At 39.1% G+C, this 16977-nt stretch carries 11 protein-coding genes and 1 tRNA gene; 4 read left to right on the top strand and 8 right to left on the bottom strand.

All coding sequences use genetic code 11. The features are described 5' to 3' along the window. Together B2746_RS03435 and B2746_RS03430 are read left to right on the top strand one after the other, a co-directional pair. Window positions 1-1236 (top strand): DUF418 domain-containing protein, encoded by a 1236-nt coding sequence (locus B2746_RS03435; RefSeq protein WP_290791005.1) that lies wholly within the window; start codon window positions 1-3, stop codon window positions 1234-1236. A gap of 30 nt (window positions 1237-1266) precedes the next feature. Next, window positions 1267-2544 carry a serine hydrolase domain-containing protein gene (locus B2746_RS03430; protein ID WP_349680599.1) on the top strand — a complete coding sequence of 426 codons (1278 nt, stop codon included), beginning with the start codon at window positions 1267-1269 and terminating at the stop codon, window positions 2542-2544. Here the strand turns inward: B2746_RS03430 and B2746_RS03425 are convergent. Genes B2746_RS03425 through B2746_RS03415 form a run of 3 tightly spaced genes read right to left on the bottom strand, consistent with a single transcriptional unit; the run spans window position 2533 to window position 5497 of the window. Next, window positions 2533-3456, bottom strand: coding sequence for a HEPN domain-containing protein (locus tag B2746_RS03425; protein WP_290791003.1), 924 nt, complete (start codon window positions 3454-3456; stop codon window positions 2533-2535). The genes B2746_RS03430 and B2746_RS03425 overlap by 12 nt on opposite strands. Beyond that, window positions 3446-4273 carry a phytanoyl-CoA dioxygenase family protein gene (locus B2746_RS03420; protein WP_290791001.1) on the bottom strand — a complete coding sequence of 276 codons (828 nt, stop codon included), beginning with the start codon at window positions 4271-4273 and terminating at the stop codon, window positions 3446-3448. The genes B2746_RS03425 and B2746_RS03420 overlap by 11 nt, the downstream gene beginning before the upstream one ends. A 27-nt stretch (window positions 4274-4300) precedes the next feature. Beyond that, a complete protein-coding gene (locus B2746_RS03415; RefSeq protein WP_290790999.1) occupies window positions 4301-5497 on the bottom strand; it encodes a Gfo/Idh/MocA family protein in 1197 nt (398 codons plus the stop codon). Between the two features lie 140 nt (window positions 5498-5637). Between B2746_RS03415 and B2746_RS03410 the strand changes: the two genes are divergently transcribed. Continuing rightward, on the top strand, window positions 5638-6504 hold the full coding sequence (locus B2746_RS03410) for an AraC family transcriptional regulator (protein WP_290790997.1): 867 nt from the start codon (window positions 5638-5640) through the stop codon (window positions 6502-6504). A gap of 3 nt (window positions 6505-6507) precedes the next feature. Here the strand turns inward: B2746_RS03410 and B2746_RS03405 are convergent, their stop codons facing one another. The 3 genes from B2746_RS03405 to B2746_RS03395 form a co-directional block, all read right to left on the bottom strand. Next, window positions 6508-8892: an ABC transporter permease gene (locus tag B2746_RS03405; RefSeq protein ID WP_290790995.1), complete on the bottom strand. Its 2385-nt coding sequence runs from the start codon at window positions 8890-8892 to the stop codon at window positions 6508-6510. Between the two features lie 326 nt (window positions 8893-9218). After that, window positions 9219-11387: a catalase gene (locus B2746_RS03400; RefSeq protein WP_290790993.1), complete on the bottom strand. Its 2169-nt coding sequence runs from the start codon at window positions 11385-11387 to the stop codon at window positions 9219-9221. Between the two features lie 70 nt (window positions 11388-11457). Next, a complete protein-coding gene (locus B2746_RS03395) occupies window positions 11458-14451 on the bottom strand; it encodes a beta-L-arabinofuranosidase domain-containing protein (RefSeq protein WP_290790991.1) in 2994 nt (997 codons plus the stop codon). Between the two features lie 172 nt (window positions 14452-14623). Here B2746_RS03395 and B2746_RS03390 point away from each other — a divergent pair, with 172 nt between their 5' ends. After that, window positions 14624-15850 (top strand): exo-beta-N-acetylmuramidase NamZ family protein, encoded by a 1227-nt coding sequence (locus B2746_RS03390; RefSeq protein WP_290790989.1) that lies wholly within the window; start codon window positions 14624-14626, stop codon window positions 15848-15850. Between the two features lie 7 nt (window positions 15851-15857). On the opposite strand, the gene B2746_RS03385 is transcribed toward B2746_RS03390, so the two are convergent. Together B2746_RS03385 and B2746_RS03380 are read right to left on the bottom strand one after the other, a co-directional pair. Continuing rightward, a tRNA-Pro gene (locus tag B2746_RS03385) sits at window positions 15858-15931 on the bottom strand. Window positions 15932-15939: 8 nt separating this feature from the next. Continuing rightward, complete coding sequence (locus tag B2746_RS03380; RefSeq protein WP_290790987.1) at window positions 15940-16971, bottom strand: dipeptide epimerase; 1032 nt, start codon at window positions 16969-16971, stop codon at window positions 15940-15942. Between the last annotated feature and the right edge of the window lie 6 nt (window positions 16972-16977).

Below are 16977 nucleotides of genomic sequence, written 5' to 3'. Positions count from 1 at the left end.
ATGACCCCAATTCAACCTGTCGCCCGATCAGAGCGCTATCAGTTTTTGGATGTTCTTCGTGGTTTCTCCCTGTTAGGTGTTTTGATGGCAAATATGGTTACACATTCCGGTTATTTTTTCCTGTCATCTGATAGCCAACAGTCAATGGAGACAGCACATATCGATCATATAATTGAATGGCTCGACCATTTTCTGATTGACGGCAAGTTCTACTCTTTATTTTCACTATTATTTGGAATTGGTTTCGCTCTTCAAATGAAACGGGCCGGAGAAAAACAAGCTTCTTTTTTGCCTCTTTTTCGAAGACGACTTTTTTTCATGTTTGCATTTGGTGTCTTGCATGCCGTCTTTTTATATGTTGGAGATATTTTAACCGTATATGCATTCACGGGATTTATTCTTCTGCTTTTCCGAAATTCGTCTGATAAAATTGTGATCAGGTCTGGTTTTATTCTTCTTTTTTTGCCGGTGATTCAATACCTAATCATGCAGCTGGTTCATTTATCTGATCCACCTCCACCTCAAAATGCAGGTGGAAATTCCAATCCATTATTTGATCAGTTGATACAAACCTACCGAACAGGCAGTTTTTGGGAAATTGTTCAGAATAATATCGGAGGATTATTATTCGGCCGATATCCTGATTTGTTCTTTACCGGTCGTTTTTTCCGGGTTTTAGCAATGTTTCTTTTGGGCATGTATATAGCCGGAAAAAACCTGTTTCTTGATTTGGAAAGTCGTCGACAGCTGCTTAAAAAGACAGTACTATATGGTGCCTTAATCGGAATTCCTTGTAACTTGATATTGGCGATTATGATGACAACACCAGCCTATTATCAGCTGGAGCCAATGGGAATAATTCAACCCCTGGTGTATGCTTTGGGTGTTCCGGCTCTTTCGTTGTTTTATGCTGCCTCACTTGCTTTGTTATTTATCCTTCCGAGATGGAAAAGTCGTTTGATGGTATTTGCGCCAGTGGGACAAATGGCACTAACTAATTATCTGATGCAATCCGTTTTCTGTGTATTTATTTTTATGAGCTATGGTCTTGGGAAAGAAGCGTTCTACGGTCCTGCAGTTTTATCATTGATAGCAATCGGTATTTATATTCTCCAGTTAACTTATAGTCCTATTTGGCTAAAATACTTTCACTTCGGTCCGATGGAATGGCTTTGGCGTACGCTTACTTACCAACATATACAACGTTTCAGAAAAAAAACATCCCAGTTGCTGTAACTGAGTAATAATATTCCAAGCATATCTGACATGAAAAAAAAACTGGTTTTATTGGTAATTGGGTATTTCATTGCACTTAATGTTTCTGCGCAATTAGTGGCACAAAGAAAATTAGACAGTCTGCTCAATATATTGGATTCAAAAGGAATGATTAAAGGAAGTATCGCTGTTTCAATCAATGGAAAGCAGCTCACCAAAAAAGCTTTTGGGGCAAGTACTCAAACCTTATACCGTATAGGATCTGTTACCAAATTATTTACAACTGTTCTTATTTTTAAACTGGTGGAAGAAAAGCGATTATCATTAGACGATATTCTTTATAAGTTTTTCCCTGATCTTCCTAATGCGAAAAAAATCAAAATAAGAGATTTGTTATACCACAGATCTGGTTTACATGATTATACTAAAGACACCCAATTTGAAAACTGGAAGAATCAAACCAAAACCAGTGAAGAACTATTAACTATAATACGGTCAAAAAGTCCGGATTTTGAACCTGATAGCAAAGCCGACTATTCCAATTCTAATTTTCTGATTTTGGGATGGATAGTAGAAAAATTGAGTCAATCCACATACGCTTATTTTCTAAAGAAAAAAATTACACAGCCTTTAAAAATGAATCATACCTATTTTGGAAGCGAAGCATCTGGGTTAGATACCCTTTCTTCCTACTCCTATGTGAATGGCAAATGGAAAACTGAACCTGCCTCCAATCTTGAACTTCATGGTGGTGCTGGTGCAATTTTATCAACTCCAGAAGACCTGCTGATTTTTATGGATGGACTTAATTCCGGTAAATTAATCCAAAAGTCAAATTGGAACTCGATGCAAATTATATTGGAAGAGTATGGCATGGGGGTATTCGCCAACAAATATGGGACATCGCCTGGTTTTGGTCATAATGGTCGAATAGAAGAGTTTTATTCAGCACTTTGGTATTACCCAAAGGATAAGTTGATCCTGGCTGTATGCCTTAATGGGATTTATTATCCAAGAGTTGATTTAATCGAGGAAATACTTAAATCATGCACGGGTATTTCGTTTGCATTTCCATTTTCAGAGGATCTTAGTTTGCCAGATTCATGTTTAGGAAATTATTCATCTGGAAATTTGAAATTGACCTGTGCGAAAGATTCTACAAATATGGTAATTCAAATACAAGGTCAGGATATTTTATTGGATCCGGTTCGCAGGAATTATTTTATGAATAAAAAAATGGGTTATTTTTTTGAATTTTTTCCTGATAAAGGAGAAATAAAGGTTAAAGAAAAGGATAATGTTTACCTGTTTCGAAAATTAACCTACTAATTTTTTATTCATTGTCTGACAGGCTGTAACCAACGTATGATTTACCTCTTTAATTAGCAAAGGAAGCTGCAAAACAGGCACTTCATAGGAATCATCATACCTTGCTTTCAAATAAGCATTTTCAAGAATTTCCATTCCTGATTTTTCTTCTTCTGTTTCTACCTGAAAGCAATTGTTCATTTCGGGAGCAACTCTAAGTAGCTGCTTTTTAAGTATGCCTAAATTATGTGTTCGTTTTTCATATCCTCCCAAATACTGTATAACGGATCGAAAGCAAAGTTCAACTGACTGATGTAGAAAAAATACACATAAAGGAGAGACTGATTGCTTGTATAGCGTGATAGCCATTTCTAAAAATTCCTTCGCTTTTTTTATGGATTCATTAAAGCACGTTAATAAATTATTTTTCATTTCCAGTGACTGTGCTTTGTCCGGTAAAGGATATGTTGTCGAAAAATCATCATAAATAAGATTGTCTTCAGTAAAATAAAGTGAGTAAAACCATTCTCCGTTTCTAAGCCCTTCCATTACTTTACATTCTGCATATAGAGAAATCGAAAGCTGTCTGTTTTTATGGTGAAATAATTCCATAATTGGTTCCATCAGGGTAAATTTATGATTGCCGGAGCTTGGAAGTACAACCAGTAATTCTCTATAAGGCCCTGTTATTTCATTTGGGATGGAAGAATGTTCCATCATAAATATTTTTGAAGGTACTATGGATATTACCAGCAAATGTATAATCGCCTGCAGGCTGCCTGACTGACTGATAGATTCGATTGGTGCTTCACAGTTCATACGCTTCAATTTTCCTGTTGATATAAAGTTGCACCACTCTTTGCAGGTATGAAATTCTGTATTGGAATAAAAAACTTTTCCAGGAGGATATTTTATCCCGCTCCTATTTAACATGCAGGGTTATTTCATCCTGTTTTTTTAAGAAATCAACTTGTACCGGTTGTTGAGTACCCGCGGCAAGCAGCGCAGAATCGGCCACAATCCGTATGGGTTCAATGCAGGATAAATGTTTTTCTCTGAAAGGTTTGTTGTAGCTGAGATTATAGGCTGATATTACTGACCATCTCGACTTGCCGGACGTATTTGCATCAGATCGGTGTAAAATATTGCTATGAAAAAAAAGTACATCACCCGGCTGCAATTCACAATATACCAGTTCGCAGATTTTTGCTGCTTCCTGAACAAAATCAATATCAGCACCTTGTTGCTCTCCCACAAAATTGTGTTCAAATCGTTGCATTTTGTGTGATCCTTTCATGACTTGTAAACAGCCATTTTCTTTAGTTGCTTCAGTTAATGCCACCATTACAGAGATCATAGCATCGGGATATAGAAATCCGTTTTTATACCAGTATCCATAGTCCTGATGCCATTCCCATGCTCCACCAGTAAGTGGCTGCTTCTGCATTACCTTGGAATGAAAATGGCATACTTCTTCAGGCTTGTTCTGAAGCAACTCTCCTACTGCATACACAAGTCTTTCTGAACGGGACATTAAGCCAAATGCATCTTCACCCGGCGTAAACCAGAGGGTTAGTTTGGTATCCTTTCCGGTAGTGTCCCGAAAGTCCATGGCATTGGTGGTTATGGCATCGTCTGTTGCTGTTTTATAAAGCAAGGCTGTTTCCTCTTCTGAAAACATAGTGCGGCAAATCAGGTAACCAGCTTGTTGAAAGGATCTGAATTCCTCATCTGAAAGGATTTTTTTCATAACAGGGTTTATTTAGTTTGAGCGAAATTATATTGCGGTAATTTCTTTTTGAATTATAGCGCCGGATTGTTTGTCTTTCAAAATCAACTTATGCGTTCCATTTGGTAACATTTCTTTTTTAATCAGGAAATAATGATCATCATAAGTCGCTATTTCCATCTCAGTTTCCTGTTGATGAATACCCCGCCAGTCTTCCAGTTTTACCGGTTCCCATTTTCTTGAATTTGCTGAAAGAAGTGCAGCATCCAGAATGGCATTTACTACATATCCGTCATAAAATGTTTCCTGCGGAAGCCTGTTTTCTTCTATTGCATCAAACATATCCGTAAACATATGTGGATAGCCTAACTCGTGGGCTTCATCCCCAACCGGAAATAGCCAGCCTGATTGTTGTTCTGCCTTTTCTGCCACATAGCCTTGTTTATTTCCTGCAACATACATTTCAAAACCTGTTCTCAAAAAACTGTTCAACCAAATGGATCCTTCAGTACCCATTACCTCATCACGCAGATCCATTCCACCACGAAAGGTCCAGCTAACTTCAAACTGACCTATTGCACCATTGGCATATTTAACCAGTCCGATAGCATGATCTTCTGCTTCAATAGGATGCACCTGAGTGCCTGCCCAGCACATGACTTCAAGCGGACGTATATTTTTTCCAATCAGATTTCTACCGATCTCCACACAATGGCAGGCCAGGTCAATAATGGCTCCTCCTCCGGAAAGTTCTTTATTCCAAAACCAGTCGCTATGCGGACCAGGATGAGCCTCTCTCGATTTTGTCCATAAAACCCGACCAATGGCTCCGCTTGAAACAGCTTTAATAGATTTGAGAATTTTAGGGGTATAGCAAAGGTCTTCAAGGTATCCTGCAAACACTCCTTTTTTTTCGACCAAATCCAACATGGTTTTTGCCTCTTCAGCAGTTCTTCCCAAAGGCTTCGTGCACAGGATAGATTTGCCCGCTTTTACAGCCAGTTTAACCGCTGTAAGATGCAGGTGATTCGGTAATGCGATTAGCACAACTTCGGTATCGGGATGGTTGATTGCCGCTTCCATGTCATCTGTCGAATGCTGCAGGTTAAAATCTCCTGCAAATTGTTGTGCAGTTGATCTTTTACGCGAATAAACAAGATGAATATGGTCCTTCCTTCGTTGAGAATGAAGGGTGGTTGCATAAAATCTGGCGATAAAACCGGCACCTAATAGGGCAATTTTCATAAACGGAATACATTGGTTCAATAATAGTTGTGCTGTTACATAGTTAGCTTTAAATAAAGAAAAATAAGGGCTCTTTTTTCTTTATTATATAAACTATATTAGCAGATACTTGTATAATTTATGTCAATTCTACTCAAAATATGATCGGTGCTCGTCCAATAGTACAAAAACTGCCCCTGGCCAGCGAAACCTCGTTTATAGCGAAGACGTTCCGGACCCCCTATTTTGAAACACCCTGGCACCAGCATGTGGAATATGAAATTGCCCTTTTTAAAGAGGGGCATGGAATGTGTTTTATTGGTAATTATGTCGGGGAATTTAAAACGGGTGATATTTTTCTATTAGGCAAAAACCTGCCGCATGCTTTTTATAAAAATGAAGGTGTTCAGATTGCTTCTTCCATGGTGGTTCAGTTTACGGAAGAGTTCTGGGGCAAGGATTTTTTGCGAATACCGGAAAATCAATCTATTCGAAACTTATTGCATTTGTCCATGCAGGGTATTCAACTGAGAGGAGAATGCATGAAAGAGTTGGTTGAGATTTTAACTCAATTGGAATTCGATCAAGGTTTTTCCCGACTGTTCAATTTATTGTATTGCCTTAAAATGATGGAAGGTGCCTGTGAAAAAATCGGACTCTCCTCGCAGCAGCAATTTACAAGCAATGATAAATTTAAACAGCGTCTGGATGAGGTTTTTGATTTCACCATTCGGAATTTCCAACAGAAAATAAGTTTAGAAGAAGTAGCAGCCTTAGCACACATGAGTGTAACTGCATTTTGCCGGTATTTTAAAAAATCTACTCAGAAATCCTATGTTCAGTTTTTAACTGAAATTAGAATTGGATATGCCTGCCAGCAATTACAAGGTTCAGATAAAACAATTTTAGAGATCTGCTACGATAGCGGATTTAATTCACCAGTCAATTTTAACAAGCAGTTTTTTAAGTTGAAAAAAACAACACCGCGGAAATTTCGCTCCAGTTTCCTGGAGCAGTTTGGAAGATGAAACCTATTCCGTGCGAAGCGACTTAATCGGATTCGATAATGCTGTTTTTATCGCCTGAAAACTTACAGTTGCCAGCGTTAGTAAAATTGCCGTTACTCCAGCCAATGCAAATACCTGCCAGCTGATGGGTACCCGATAGTCATAGTTCGTTAACCAGTTATTCAAATAATAATAAGCGATGGGTACAGCAATTACACACGAAACTATAACCAGTACAATAAATTCTTTTGAAAGAAGCCCCCATAAATTTGCTACTGTTGCTCCCAGTACTTTTCGGATGCCAATTTCTTTTGTTCTTTGTTCAGCTACAAAACTTGCCATACCAAATAAACCCAGACAGGAAATGAAAATGGCAAGTATTGCGAAATAGGTGGATAATTTACCGATTCTTTCCTCAGATTTGAATTTACTACCGAATGCCTCATCAATAAATTTATATTCAAAGGGAACCGTTGGGGTATGCTTTTTCCAAATGTTTTCAATGCTGCTTAACGACTTGCTGGTACTTTGTTTGGGATTTAGTTTTAGAATCAATACACTCATGTTTTCATACGAACCAATGTGATAAAGCGTAGGACGAACAGGAAAAAATGGTGATTCCTGTAAGATATCACTTACAACACCTACAATTTTATAGGGCTCTCTGTTCCAATTTAGAATTTTTCCAACCGGATCTTTCATGCCAATAAATTTTGCAGCTGTTTCATTCAAAACAAATGCAGCAGAATCAGATGCAAAGTCTTTGGAAAAATCTCTGCCCTCTTTAATTTCCCACTGAATTGTTTTTCCATAGTCAAAGCTGATTGCATTATTTGGAAAATCAACCGCCAGATTGGGGTCTTTCCCCTCCCACTCAAATCCTCCGTTCGTATTCCAAACATCCGTAAGTGGGCCCTGAGATGCGGCCATTTCTTCCACTGCTCCAGAGTTAATCATTTCAAGTTTAACTGCATCAAAATGTTTTCTAACCTCATCTTCAAGATCCAGACTGATCAACCCATTTTTGGTGTATCCTATTGGTCGGTTTTTGGCGAATTGAATTTGCTGGTAAACTATAATGGTTCCGATTATAAGCATAACAGATACAGTAAATTGAACTACAACCAATACCTTCCTGGGCATAGAGGCAAATCTTCCCAAACGGAACGTTCCTTTTAATACTTTTAAAGGCTGAAAAGAAGAAAGAAACAATGCAGGGTAACTTCCAGCTAATAAACCGGTTATCAAAATAAAGGCAAGGTTAAAAATCCAGAAAATACTGCTTTCCCAGGGAATCCCCATTTTCTTCCCCGCAACTTCATTGAAAAATGGTAAACATAACTGGACTAGAAGGATTGAAACAAAAAATGCCAGGACAACAATAAGATAAGATTCTGCAAAAAACTGAACAATCAGTTGCCAACGGAGTGAACCAATTGTTTTTCTAATGCCCACCTCCTTTGATCTTTTCTCACTTCTTGCAGTACTTAAATTCATGAAGTTAATACAGGCTAAAAGCAAAACAAAAATGCCTATAATACTGAATAACCATACATATTGGATATTTCCTCCGGTATTGATCCCATTTTTGAATTCATTAAAAAGATGCCATTTACGCATGGGTTGAAGAAAAACAGCCCACTCATATTTCTTCGCTTCAGCAGAAATCTGATCTAGTTTAATATTTTTAATTTTTGCTGATACAGCTTCCATATCAGCATTATCAGCCAACTGAGCAAATGTCTGACTGAAATTGCTATCCCATGGATCATCCATTCTTTTTACCCAGGGATTATCAATCAACCATAAAGACCATGGCATCAGGATTTTTACGGACTTGAATGTTGTATTATCTGGCAGATCTTCATAAACACCAATCACTTTTAAATTGTGTGTTCGGTTTAGTTTGATCGTTTTATTTATTGGGTTTTCTACTCCAAATATGGATTCAGCTACAGATGCAGCGAGGAGAATTGTATATGGGTCTGACATTCCTGCACTTGAACCTTTTAATAATTTAAGTGTCAGCATAGTTGGACCGTCTGGTTCCATGAACAACCCTTCGCTCTTTATATGTTTATCACCCAAGCTCAACAGATGTGTGCCAAACCATGAACTTTGAACTACGTATTTAAAATCGTTTCCAAATTTTGCTTTGATATCCGGCCCCATGATTGCCGGATTTGCTGCCTGGGTTCCGATTTTACCATTGTAGTTGGCATGTTGCATTACCTGCGCTATCTTATAGTAATTTGTGTGGTATTTATTAAAGGTGAGTTCATCATATACCCAGAGTCCAATCATAATAGCTACTGCCATACCAACTGCCAACCCTCCAATATTGATGACACTGTATCCTTTACTTTTCATCAGATTGCGCCAGGCAATTTTGAAATAATTCTTAATCATGGCAGTTAATTATAGCTAAACTGCTCGTATTTTATGCCAAAATCATAATGAATTGATTTTCAATTCATTATTTTAAGTTTAGTTGATCCATTTATTCGATTATGATACAAGTATTGTACGATTATGATACAAGTTTAAAATCTTCTAGATAAGTTAAAAAGCATTGATTCAGCGACCATCATAGAGCAGAAAGCCTATGTAAATTTGGTTAAATAATATTTCTGCATCATTTTGGAAATCCTGGATCTATTCTCCTGATTGAATTGTACATTCCGCACCAGTTTGTCCTGCTCCTTCCACCGGCAGGTTTTATGTTTCTCAGTAATTTAGGCAGGAATTTTTCTTGGTTTTTCTCTTTCCCAAAAACGATGACGTGATATTGCTTTAATAAATTCTTTCCGAATATCCTGCTGTTTTTCAGAACTGATTAAACCGTCCTCCTTTTTGTTACTTGTCAATTTTTTTCCAAAATATGTCAGTTTTAACAATGGCTTTGAATCAATTTCAAATGCAATTGCCTTACAATGACGGAACGCCTCATTGAGAAAATGAATCGCATCCGGATCAGCTGCCAATGTGGCTATATGTTGATCTCCTCCCGGGACGTAAACTGCATCATACAAAACAGAAGCAGCTGTGAAAAAACTTTGATTCACCAGTATTTCTTTTTTTCCTGCTCCCTGGATTCTTCCTAGTCGGGGTGCGATTATATCAACTTTTGCGCCATTTTCCTCCAGTATTTTTTTCATTCCTGCAATAGCTTGTTCATTTACTCCATCCGCTGCCAGAAATGCAATTACCCGGCTTTTAATAGTATCCTTAACTGTATTGGCCATACTTAAAGAAGCGGCAATTTCAATTTCAGGTTTACTTTCAATAGGTTGAAAATCTTTTTCAACACCATCCGCGGGAATACTCTTGTTGATGGGTTTTTCAGGGATGGGTACTTTCAAGCCTAATTTATACCCTACTTCAGTTGCCAGAGTTTTGTTAATAAGCGAGATTATTCCCAGCATTCTTTCCCGGATGCTTATTGTTTCCACTTTCCCCAATTCAAAGGAGAAGGCATCAACTATATGCTGCTTTTCAGGTTCAGATTGGCTGTTGTAGAACAATCCAGCCTGAGTGAAATGATCAAAAAAACTTTTACTTCGTTCCCTTACTTTATGGGCATCTATTTTTTCAGCATAAGAGGTAAAACCACCCTCTTTCATAGAAGCCTGAAAAGGGCAGCCACCTCCCAATGAATTAGGATGGTAACTGGTTCGTCCTTTGTTAATGGTTTGACGCATAAATCCATCCCGTTGATTATTATGTACGGGTACTATGGGTCGATTAATGGGAATTTCGTGGAAATTGGGTCCGCCTAACCGGATAAGTTGGGTATCAGTATAAGAAAAAAGCCTTCCCTGCAATAAGGGATCATTGGTAAAATCAATACCTGGTACGATATGTCCAACATGAAAGGCTACTTGTTCAGTTTCAGCAAAAAAATTTTCCGGATTTCTATTCAAAGTTAGTTTTCCAACCCGCTGAACTGGAACCAGTTCTTCCGGTACCAGTTTGGTTGGATCCAATAAATCAAAAGAATACTTGTGTTCGTCTATTTCAGGAATGATTTGCAGACCTAATTCCCATTCTGGGAAATTCCTGTTTTCAATGGATTCCCATAAATCCCGACGATGAAAATCAGGATCTTTTCCTGATATCTTTTGTGCTTCATCCCAGGCAAGTGAATGGACACCTAATAAAGGTTTCCAGTGAAATTTTACAAAATGCGCTGCGCCTTTTTCATTGATCAGGCGAAAAGTATGTACTCCAAATCCTTCCATCATCCGATAACTTCTGGGAATTGCCCGATCACTCATCAGCCACATAATCATATGAGCAGATTCCGGCATTAAAGAAATAAAATCCCAGAAAGTGTCGTGGGCTGATGCAGCCTGTGGAATTTCATTATGTGGCTCTGGTTTTACAGCATGTACCAAATCGGGGAATTTGATGGCATCCTGGATGAAGAATACCGGCATATTATTCCCCACCAGATCAAAATTTCCTTCCTGTGTATAAAATTTTACGGCAAAGCCCCGTACATCACGGGCTAAATCTGTGGATCCTCTGGATCCGGCAACCGTGGAGAATCGAACAAATACCGGAGTTTCAACGGATGTATCTGTCAAAAAGGAAGCTTTGGTATACTTGCTCTGGGTTTTATAAAGTTTAAAGATTCCATGTGCTGCTGAACCTCTGGCATGCACAATCCGCTCCGGTATTCTTTCGTGGTCAAAGTGGGTAATCTTTTCCCGTAAAATGAAATCCTCCAGCAAGGTTGCTCCTCGTGGTCCGGCTTTTAATGAATTTTGATCATCATTGATTTTTACACCCTGATTGGTGGTAAGTAAAGTTGACGCATCATTCACTGAATCTAAGTCAAGGTCTATTTTCTTTGAATTTTCAGAACGATTTACGGAGGTTGCTTGTTTTTTAGATTTCATAACCAAAATTTGAAAGGTTTATCCATTCTTTTGGTTATGCAAATATTGCGCCTCTGGAAATACCCTTCGTTTATTTTAGTTTTACATCCAGGTAAACAGAGTGCCGACCATAGGTGTCATAAAATGGTTTGAATAAAATATCATCAATTGTAAATTCCATTTTCTTTGGGTCTCCCTTAATTGTACTGCTTATATCGTTAGCATTCAGGTTGATTTTTCGCCATTCCTTTCGCGCTTCCGGTTCCTGGGCAGCTAATAGAACCGGACCATAAAAAAGACTTGCTATGTTCTGCTGATCCATAACCGGATCAAGGTGAAATTGGAAGGGCATTTTTAGTTCGATTGTATCTCCCTCTTTCCAACTGCGACTTATTTTCAGGTAACTGCCGGGTAGAGCAGCATGTTTATATACTTTCCCATTAATCTTTACAATAAACCCTTTTGTAGCCCATCCTGGTACCCTGACATGCAGATCAAATTGTCCACGTCCTTTAATGGTTAGCCGCGTTTGATCTTGTTTTGGAAAATCCGTAGATTGTTCCAATTGGATATTTCTTTCACTCCAATTTAAAGTGGAAGCGATATAGAGATTTATATAAAGTGAATTGTTATCGGTTGATTTAAAATAAATGGAGTTTTGCAGTTTGGTACTACTTTCGATGGCCGTTCCATTGCAACAGGTAAATCCGGTCATATCTGCATTGTCAAACTGTTTGATGGATCCCGGTTTGAGCGGAACATGATAGGTGTTTGCCGGACTGTTCTCTGCCACGGATGCCAGTATGTGATTATATAAGCCACGCTCGTAATAATCCATATAAATGGCCTTTTGATCGTAAAAGAAAAGATTGCTGGTTAGTTTCAACATATTGTAGGTAGCACAGGTTTCGTTTTGTCCACCTGCAGAGAATCCGTTTTCATACAGAGTTCCAGGCTGACTGATAAAGCATTCTGCATTGGCGGGATTGCGGGCACCTGCAACACCTCCTATACTATACATATAATCATTCACTGCCTTGTGCCAGAAATTATCGGCAATTTTATAATAATCCGGATTTTTTGAAACTCCATATAATTCAATACTTCCTACAATCTGCGGAATATGCTGATTAGCATGTAATCCGCGGAAAAGATCCACATTTTTTGCTAGTCCGTGAGAATGATTGGAATCACCAAAGAAGACCTTGATATTATCAAATAATTGCGCTGTTTTGAGATAATTGTCTTCCCTTGTAATTTTATATAAACGCGCCATTGTTTCATTCATTCCGCCATACTCACCGGCGATATACGTATTCCAGATCTTAATCAGCGTATCCTTTGGAACCTGACTCAGCCGGGTGTATACCCAATCACTCATACCTGTTGCTATTTCCAGTGCTTTTTTGTTACCACTTACCTCATAAATATCAAGTAAGCCGGCAAGGATTTTATGAAGGGTATAATAAGGTGCCCAAACCTGGTTATTTTGTCCGCCATATTTTGCACCCTTCTCCAATAGAATAAATTGATCAGGTGGATAAGCGCTGATGAATCCTTTTCCCCAATTCCAATAATCAGTTCGAATACCCGTATCACTGAGATCGGAATCGTATGCTGTTTTACCAGGACCTACCGGTATGGCCAAAGGATCTGCAACATGATAACCATTTGCTTCTTTTGGATTACCAGATAATTGAGACAATTCATAAAGCGAGTTCACCATCTGGTCCATTTTTCCCATAAAATTGGCCTGAAGTGTTTTGTCATATCCAGTTCCCGCATAGGCCTGCGCTATCGCAGTAAGGTAGTGACCCGTGGCATGGCCTCTTAACTTGGTATCCTTACTATCCCATACACCCAATGGTTTTGCTCCTTCCGGTTGTGATTGACCAAAAGCATGACGGAACATATAAAGGAAGGAATTGGGATCAGTTTGGGCTAATGTATGGATGAATTTATCACGATTTTCTATAAATTTTGTCTTATTTCCCTTGTTGTCAGTTTTCAGCGAAACCTGCTGCAGTTTGAATGGTTCCAGTTTTTTTACTGGTGATGATGTGCCGGCATATTTAATAGTAACGATTGCCTTCGGCTTAATATTGGTTCCGGCAATCCGACCAATAATGGTATATTTTCCGGGTTTGGTTACTGCGTTGTTATCGATATCCGAAGGCCAGATTACGCGAACATACGGACCTTTGATTCCATTGCGATAAATCCCTTTCAAGTGGGTCGGTAATCTGGGTAAATTACCTAGTTCAGTTTCAACTTCGATGTCATTTACTTTTGTTAAATATGCTGTGTAAAGTTGAGGTTCAGTCGAAGAGAATGTTGGAAGCTCTTCTTCTTGTTTGCGCACGTTGACCGATCCGTCGTTTAAGCCTCGTTGAGCGTTTTTATAGATACCGGCAATTTGTCCACTATTGAGAGGAACGCGGTAGATCCGAAAATCATGTAACAGTGCATTCAGATTCGGAATTCCGGATTGTTGTGATTTCCCAATATAAATCCGAATATTTTCTCCGGATTGTTGTCCCAAAATTTTATTTAGTTCTGTAGGGATAGCCTTTTCCTCACCTACCAGTTTGCTATTAAGATAGGTCATCATTGATTTTGATGCAACATCTACTACTAATACAAAATGTACCCATTTATTCAATTCTATGGAAGGAGCCAGTGATAGTGGTTGTATTGCAAAATGAGGTTGATTTTCTTTCCTGAAAACTAAAAGTTCCTGTCCGGATACATTGGAACGAAGTTGGATCCAGGTTGATATACTGAATGATTCCATATCCTTAATCACATCACCAGGAATTGAAATAAAAGCATTCTTTGCACCAGTAAGAGACAAAACTTTTCCAAAGCGAATTTCATTAATAAATTGAATAGCAGTATCCTTAAATGATGCGTGTAAATTATTCCTCGACCAGTCTCTGGTATCACCTTTTAACAGATACCTGGCTATCAGTCCGGTTTCACCAATTCCATCTAAAATCTGGTCGCCGTTTTGTGCCTGCAGGTTATTACCATAGTGTTGCAGCAATAAAAAAAACAGACAGACGCGAAAGACTAGTTTGATCATTTTCATACAACTAAACTAGGAAGAAGCAGGAAGTTCAGTTTAACCTATTTTAGCCGATGATCAAATGATTTTAACAGGAAGATTTGTTGAAGTGGTTGGAAAATTCCAGCCAACCGGAGCATTCTACGGATTAATTGAAGTATTATTACTCAAAATACTCATTTAGAAAATCATGAGAGTTTACACTTTATTGATAGTAACATTGCTTGCTGTTGGAAATTTTCATTGTAAGGCACAAGTAACAAATTCAGGTAAATCAGTGGCTGGAAAGCAGAAAATTATTACTGGTGCCGATCAAACAGCATTATATCTTCCTTATCTGAAGGGCAAAAGGATTGGGCTCGTCGCAAATCAAAGTTCTATCATTGGAGATAAAAGTAGTGTGGACAGTCTGCTGAGTCTGGGTGTAAATATTGTAAAAGTGTTTGGACCGGAACATGGATTCAGAGGAAATGCCAGTAATGGTGCTGTAGTGAATGATGAAAAAGATGCTAAAACCGGCTTGCCCATCATTTCCTTATATGGACGAAATGAAAAACCAACAAAAGAACAATTGGCGGATATTGATCTGATGGTCTTTGATATTCAGGACGTGGGTTGCCGATATTACACGAACATCAATACATTGGAACATGTGATGCAGGGGTGTGCTGAAAATGATAAAGAGCTACTGATTCTTGACAGGCCTAATCCAAACGGATATGTGGTGGACGGGCCAGTAATGACCGAGGATCGGTTTAAATCGTCTATTGGGATTCATTATACGCCCATGACGCATGGTATGACACTGGGAGAATTTGCTCATTACCTGAATGGGGAAGGTTATTTAAAGAAGCCCTGTAAAATAAAGGTGATTAAAGTGGCAAATTATAATCATGATATGCCCTATGATCTGCCAGTTAACCCCTCTCCTAACCTAAATACCCAACAGGCGGTACTATTGTTTCCAAGCTTATGTATGTTTGAAGGAACGGTCATCAATGAAGGTCGCGGTACTTTTATGCCCTTTACAATTTTAGGAGCTCCTGCATTAAAGGGCATCTATCCGTTTTCCTATAAACCAATTGGTATCCCCGGAATGAGTGAAAGTCCGCGTCACAAGGATGTTGTGTGTTATGGACTGGATCTCCGCGATTATGATATCAATAAGCTTCGGGCAAGCCGCCAGATAAATTTATCATGGTTGATTGAGTTGTACAAGGTGTATCCGGATAAGGCAAATTTCTTTGCGCCTGGCCGACCGAATCTGGACATCTCCGCCTTTGACCTGCGCATTGGTACCGATCAATTGAGAAAGCAAATTATAGCCGGTCTTTCTGAAGAAGAAATCCGCAAAAGCTGGGAACCAGGGTTACAGAAATTCAAAGCGATACGCGCGAAGTATTTGTTGTATCCGTAATTATTTGTCGGGATGACTGGATTCGAACCAGCGGCCTCTTCGTCCCGAACGAAGCGCGCTTCCGGGCTGCGCTACATCCCGAATGGACCTTAGGTATTACCCGTCGGGTTTACCCGACGGGTAATACCTAGACCCGGGGTTTCGGGTAGGGTTACGCGACCAAAATCATAGTGTAGGCCGGACGCGAGGTCTTCAGACAGTAATAAGGGGCCATCCATGTCGAGCCAGTCTGCAAGCGGTGCAAGATGAGCCAATGCGGCAGAGCCAATCGTACTTTCATTCATGCAACCCAGCATAACTTTCAAACCCAGAACACGTGCTTCTTTGATCATCCGTAAGGCAGGTGTAATTCCGGTACACTTGGTCAGTTTGATATTGATACCATGAAAATGACCTGCACATTTAACCACATCTTTTTCAAATACACAGGATTCATCAGCCACCAGCGGTAAAGGAGATCGATCTTTCAGCCAGGCCATGCCTTCCCAATCATCTTTAGCAAGCGGTTGTTCAATGAATTCCACCTTCATCGAAGCGAATGCCGTGATTTTTTCAAGGGCTTCTTCTTTTGTCCAGGCAGCATTGGCATCAATCCGTAATGGCGTGTCCGTATGCTGGCGCAGGGCCTCCATAATTTCAATATCCTGATGTGTGCCTAACTTGATTTTATATACCGGCCAGGGTTTTTCTTTCATTTTTGCAACCATCTTTTCAATACTATCAATCCCGATGGTATAATCTGTAATAGGCATCTTTGAAGCATCACCCCCGAATAATTTATACAAAGGCTGCCGCTTGATCTTACCAAAAATATCCCAGGCCGCTATATCCAATGCAGCAACCAAAAATCCATTGGCTGGAAATAAATGATGCAGATAATGCCAATAGCGATCCGGTGTAGTAAAAGCGAATTTCTCTACGAAGATTTTCTTCGCAATTAAATCCGCTTCCATCTGTTCTACCGGGATATTGTAATATGCAATTGCCGGCGCTTCTCCATAGCCTTTAATGCCATTAAAATCGAGCTCCACCACCAGCGCGGGTTGATGAGTTTTTGTTCCTTTCGAAATCGTGAAAGGATGAATAAAAGGCAGGTTTGTTTTTATATAGCTTACACGCATGGTGCA

This window comes from Flavihumibacter sp. UBA7668, from assembly GCF_002483205.1.
GTDB lineage: Bacteria > Bacteroidota > Bacteroidia > Chitinophagales > Chitinophagaceae > Flavihumibacter.
The sequence above is the reverse complement of the archived record's forward strand: the minus strand, read 5'-3'. Positions and strand labels throughout refer to the sequence as shown.

Excerpts from the sequence above, each read along its gene's own strand:
- B2746_RS03435 (WP_290791005.1), top strand. The coding sequence starts at position 1 with ATGACCCCAATTCAACCTGTCGCCCGATCAGAGCGCTATCAGTTTTTG.
- B2746_RS03430 (WP_349680599.1), top strand. The coding sequence starts at position 1,267 with ATGAAAAAAAAACTGGTTTTATTGGTAATTGGGTATTTCATTGCACTT.
- B2746_RS03425 (WP_290791003.1), bottom strand. The coding sequence starts at position 3,456 with ATGTTAAATAGGAGCGGGATAAAATATCCTCCTGGAAAAGTTTTTTAT.
- B2746_RS03420 (WP_290791001.1), bottom strand. The coding sequence starts at position 4,273 with ATGAAAAAAATCCTTTCAGATGAGGAATTCAGATCCTTTCAACAAGCT.
- B2746_RS03415 (WP_290790999.1), bottom strand. The coding sequence starts at position 5,497 with ATGAAAATTGCCCTATTAGGTGCCGGTTTTATCGCCAGATTTTATGCA.
- B2746_RS03410 (WP_290790997.1), top strand. The coding sequence starts at position 5,638 with ATGATCGGTGCTCGTCCAATAGTACAAAAACTGCCCCTGGCCAGCGAA.
- B2746_RS03405 (WP_290790995.1), bottom strand. The coding sequence starts at position 8,892 with ATGATTAAGAATTATTTCAAAATTGCCTGGCGCAATCTGATGAAAAGT.
- B2746_RS03400 (WP_290790993.1), bottom strand. The coding sequence starts at position 11,387 with ATGAAATCTAAAAAACAAGCAACCTCCGTAAATCGTTCTGAAAATTCA.
- B2746_RS03395 (WP_290790991.1), bottom strand. The coding sequence starts at position 14,451 with ATGATCAAACTAGTCTTTCGCGTCTGTCTGTTTTTTTTATTGCTGCAA.
- B2746_RS03390 (WP_290790989.1), top strand. The coding sequence starts at position 14,624 with ATGAGAGTTTACACTTTATTGATAGTAACATTGCTTGCTGTTGGAAAT.
- B2746_RS03380 (WP_290790987.1), bottom strand. The coding sequence starts at position 16,971 with ATGCGTGTAAGCTATATAAAAACAAACCTGCCTTTTATTCATCCTTTC.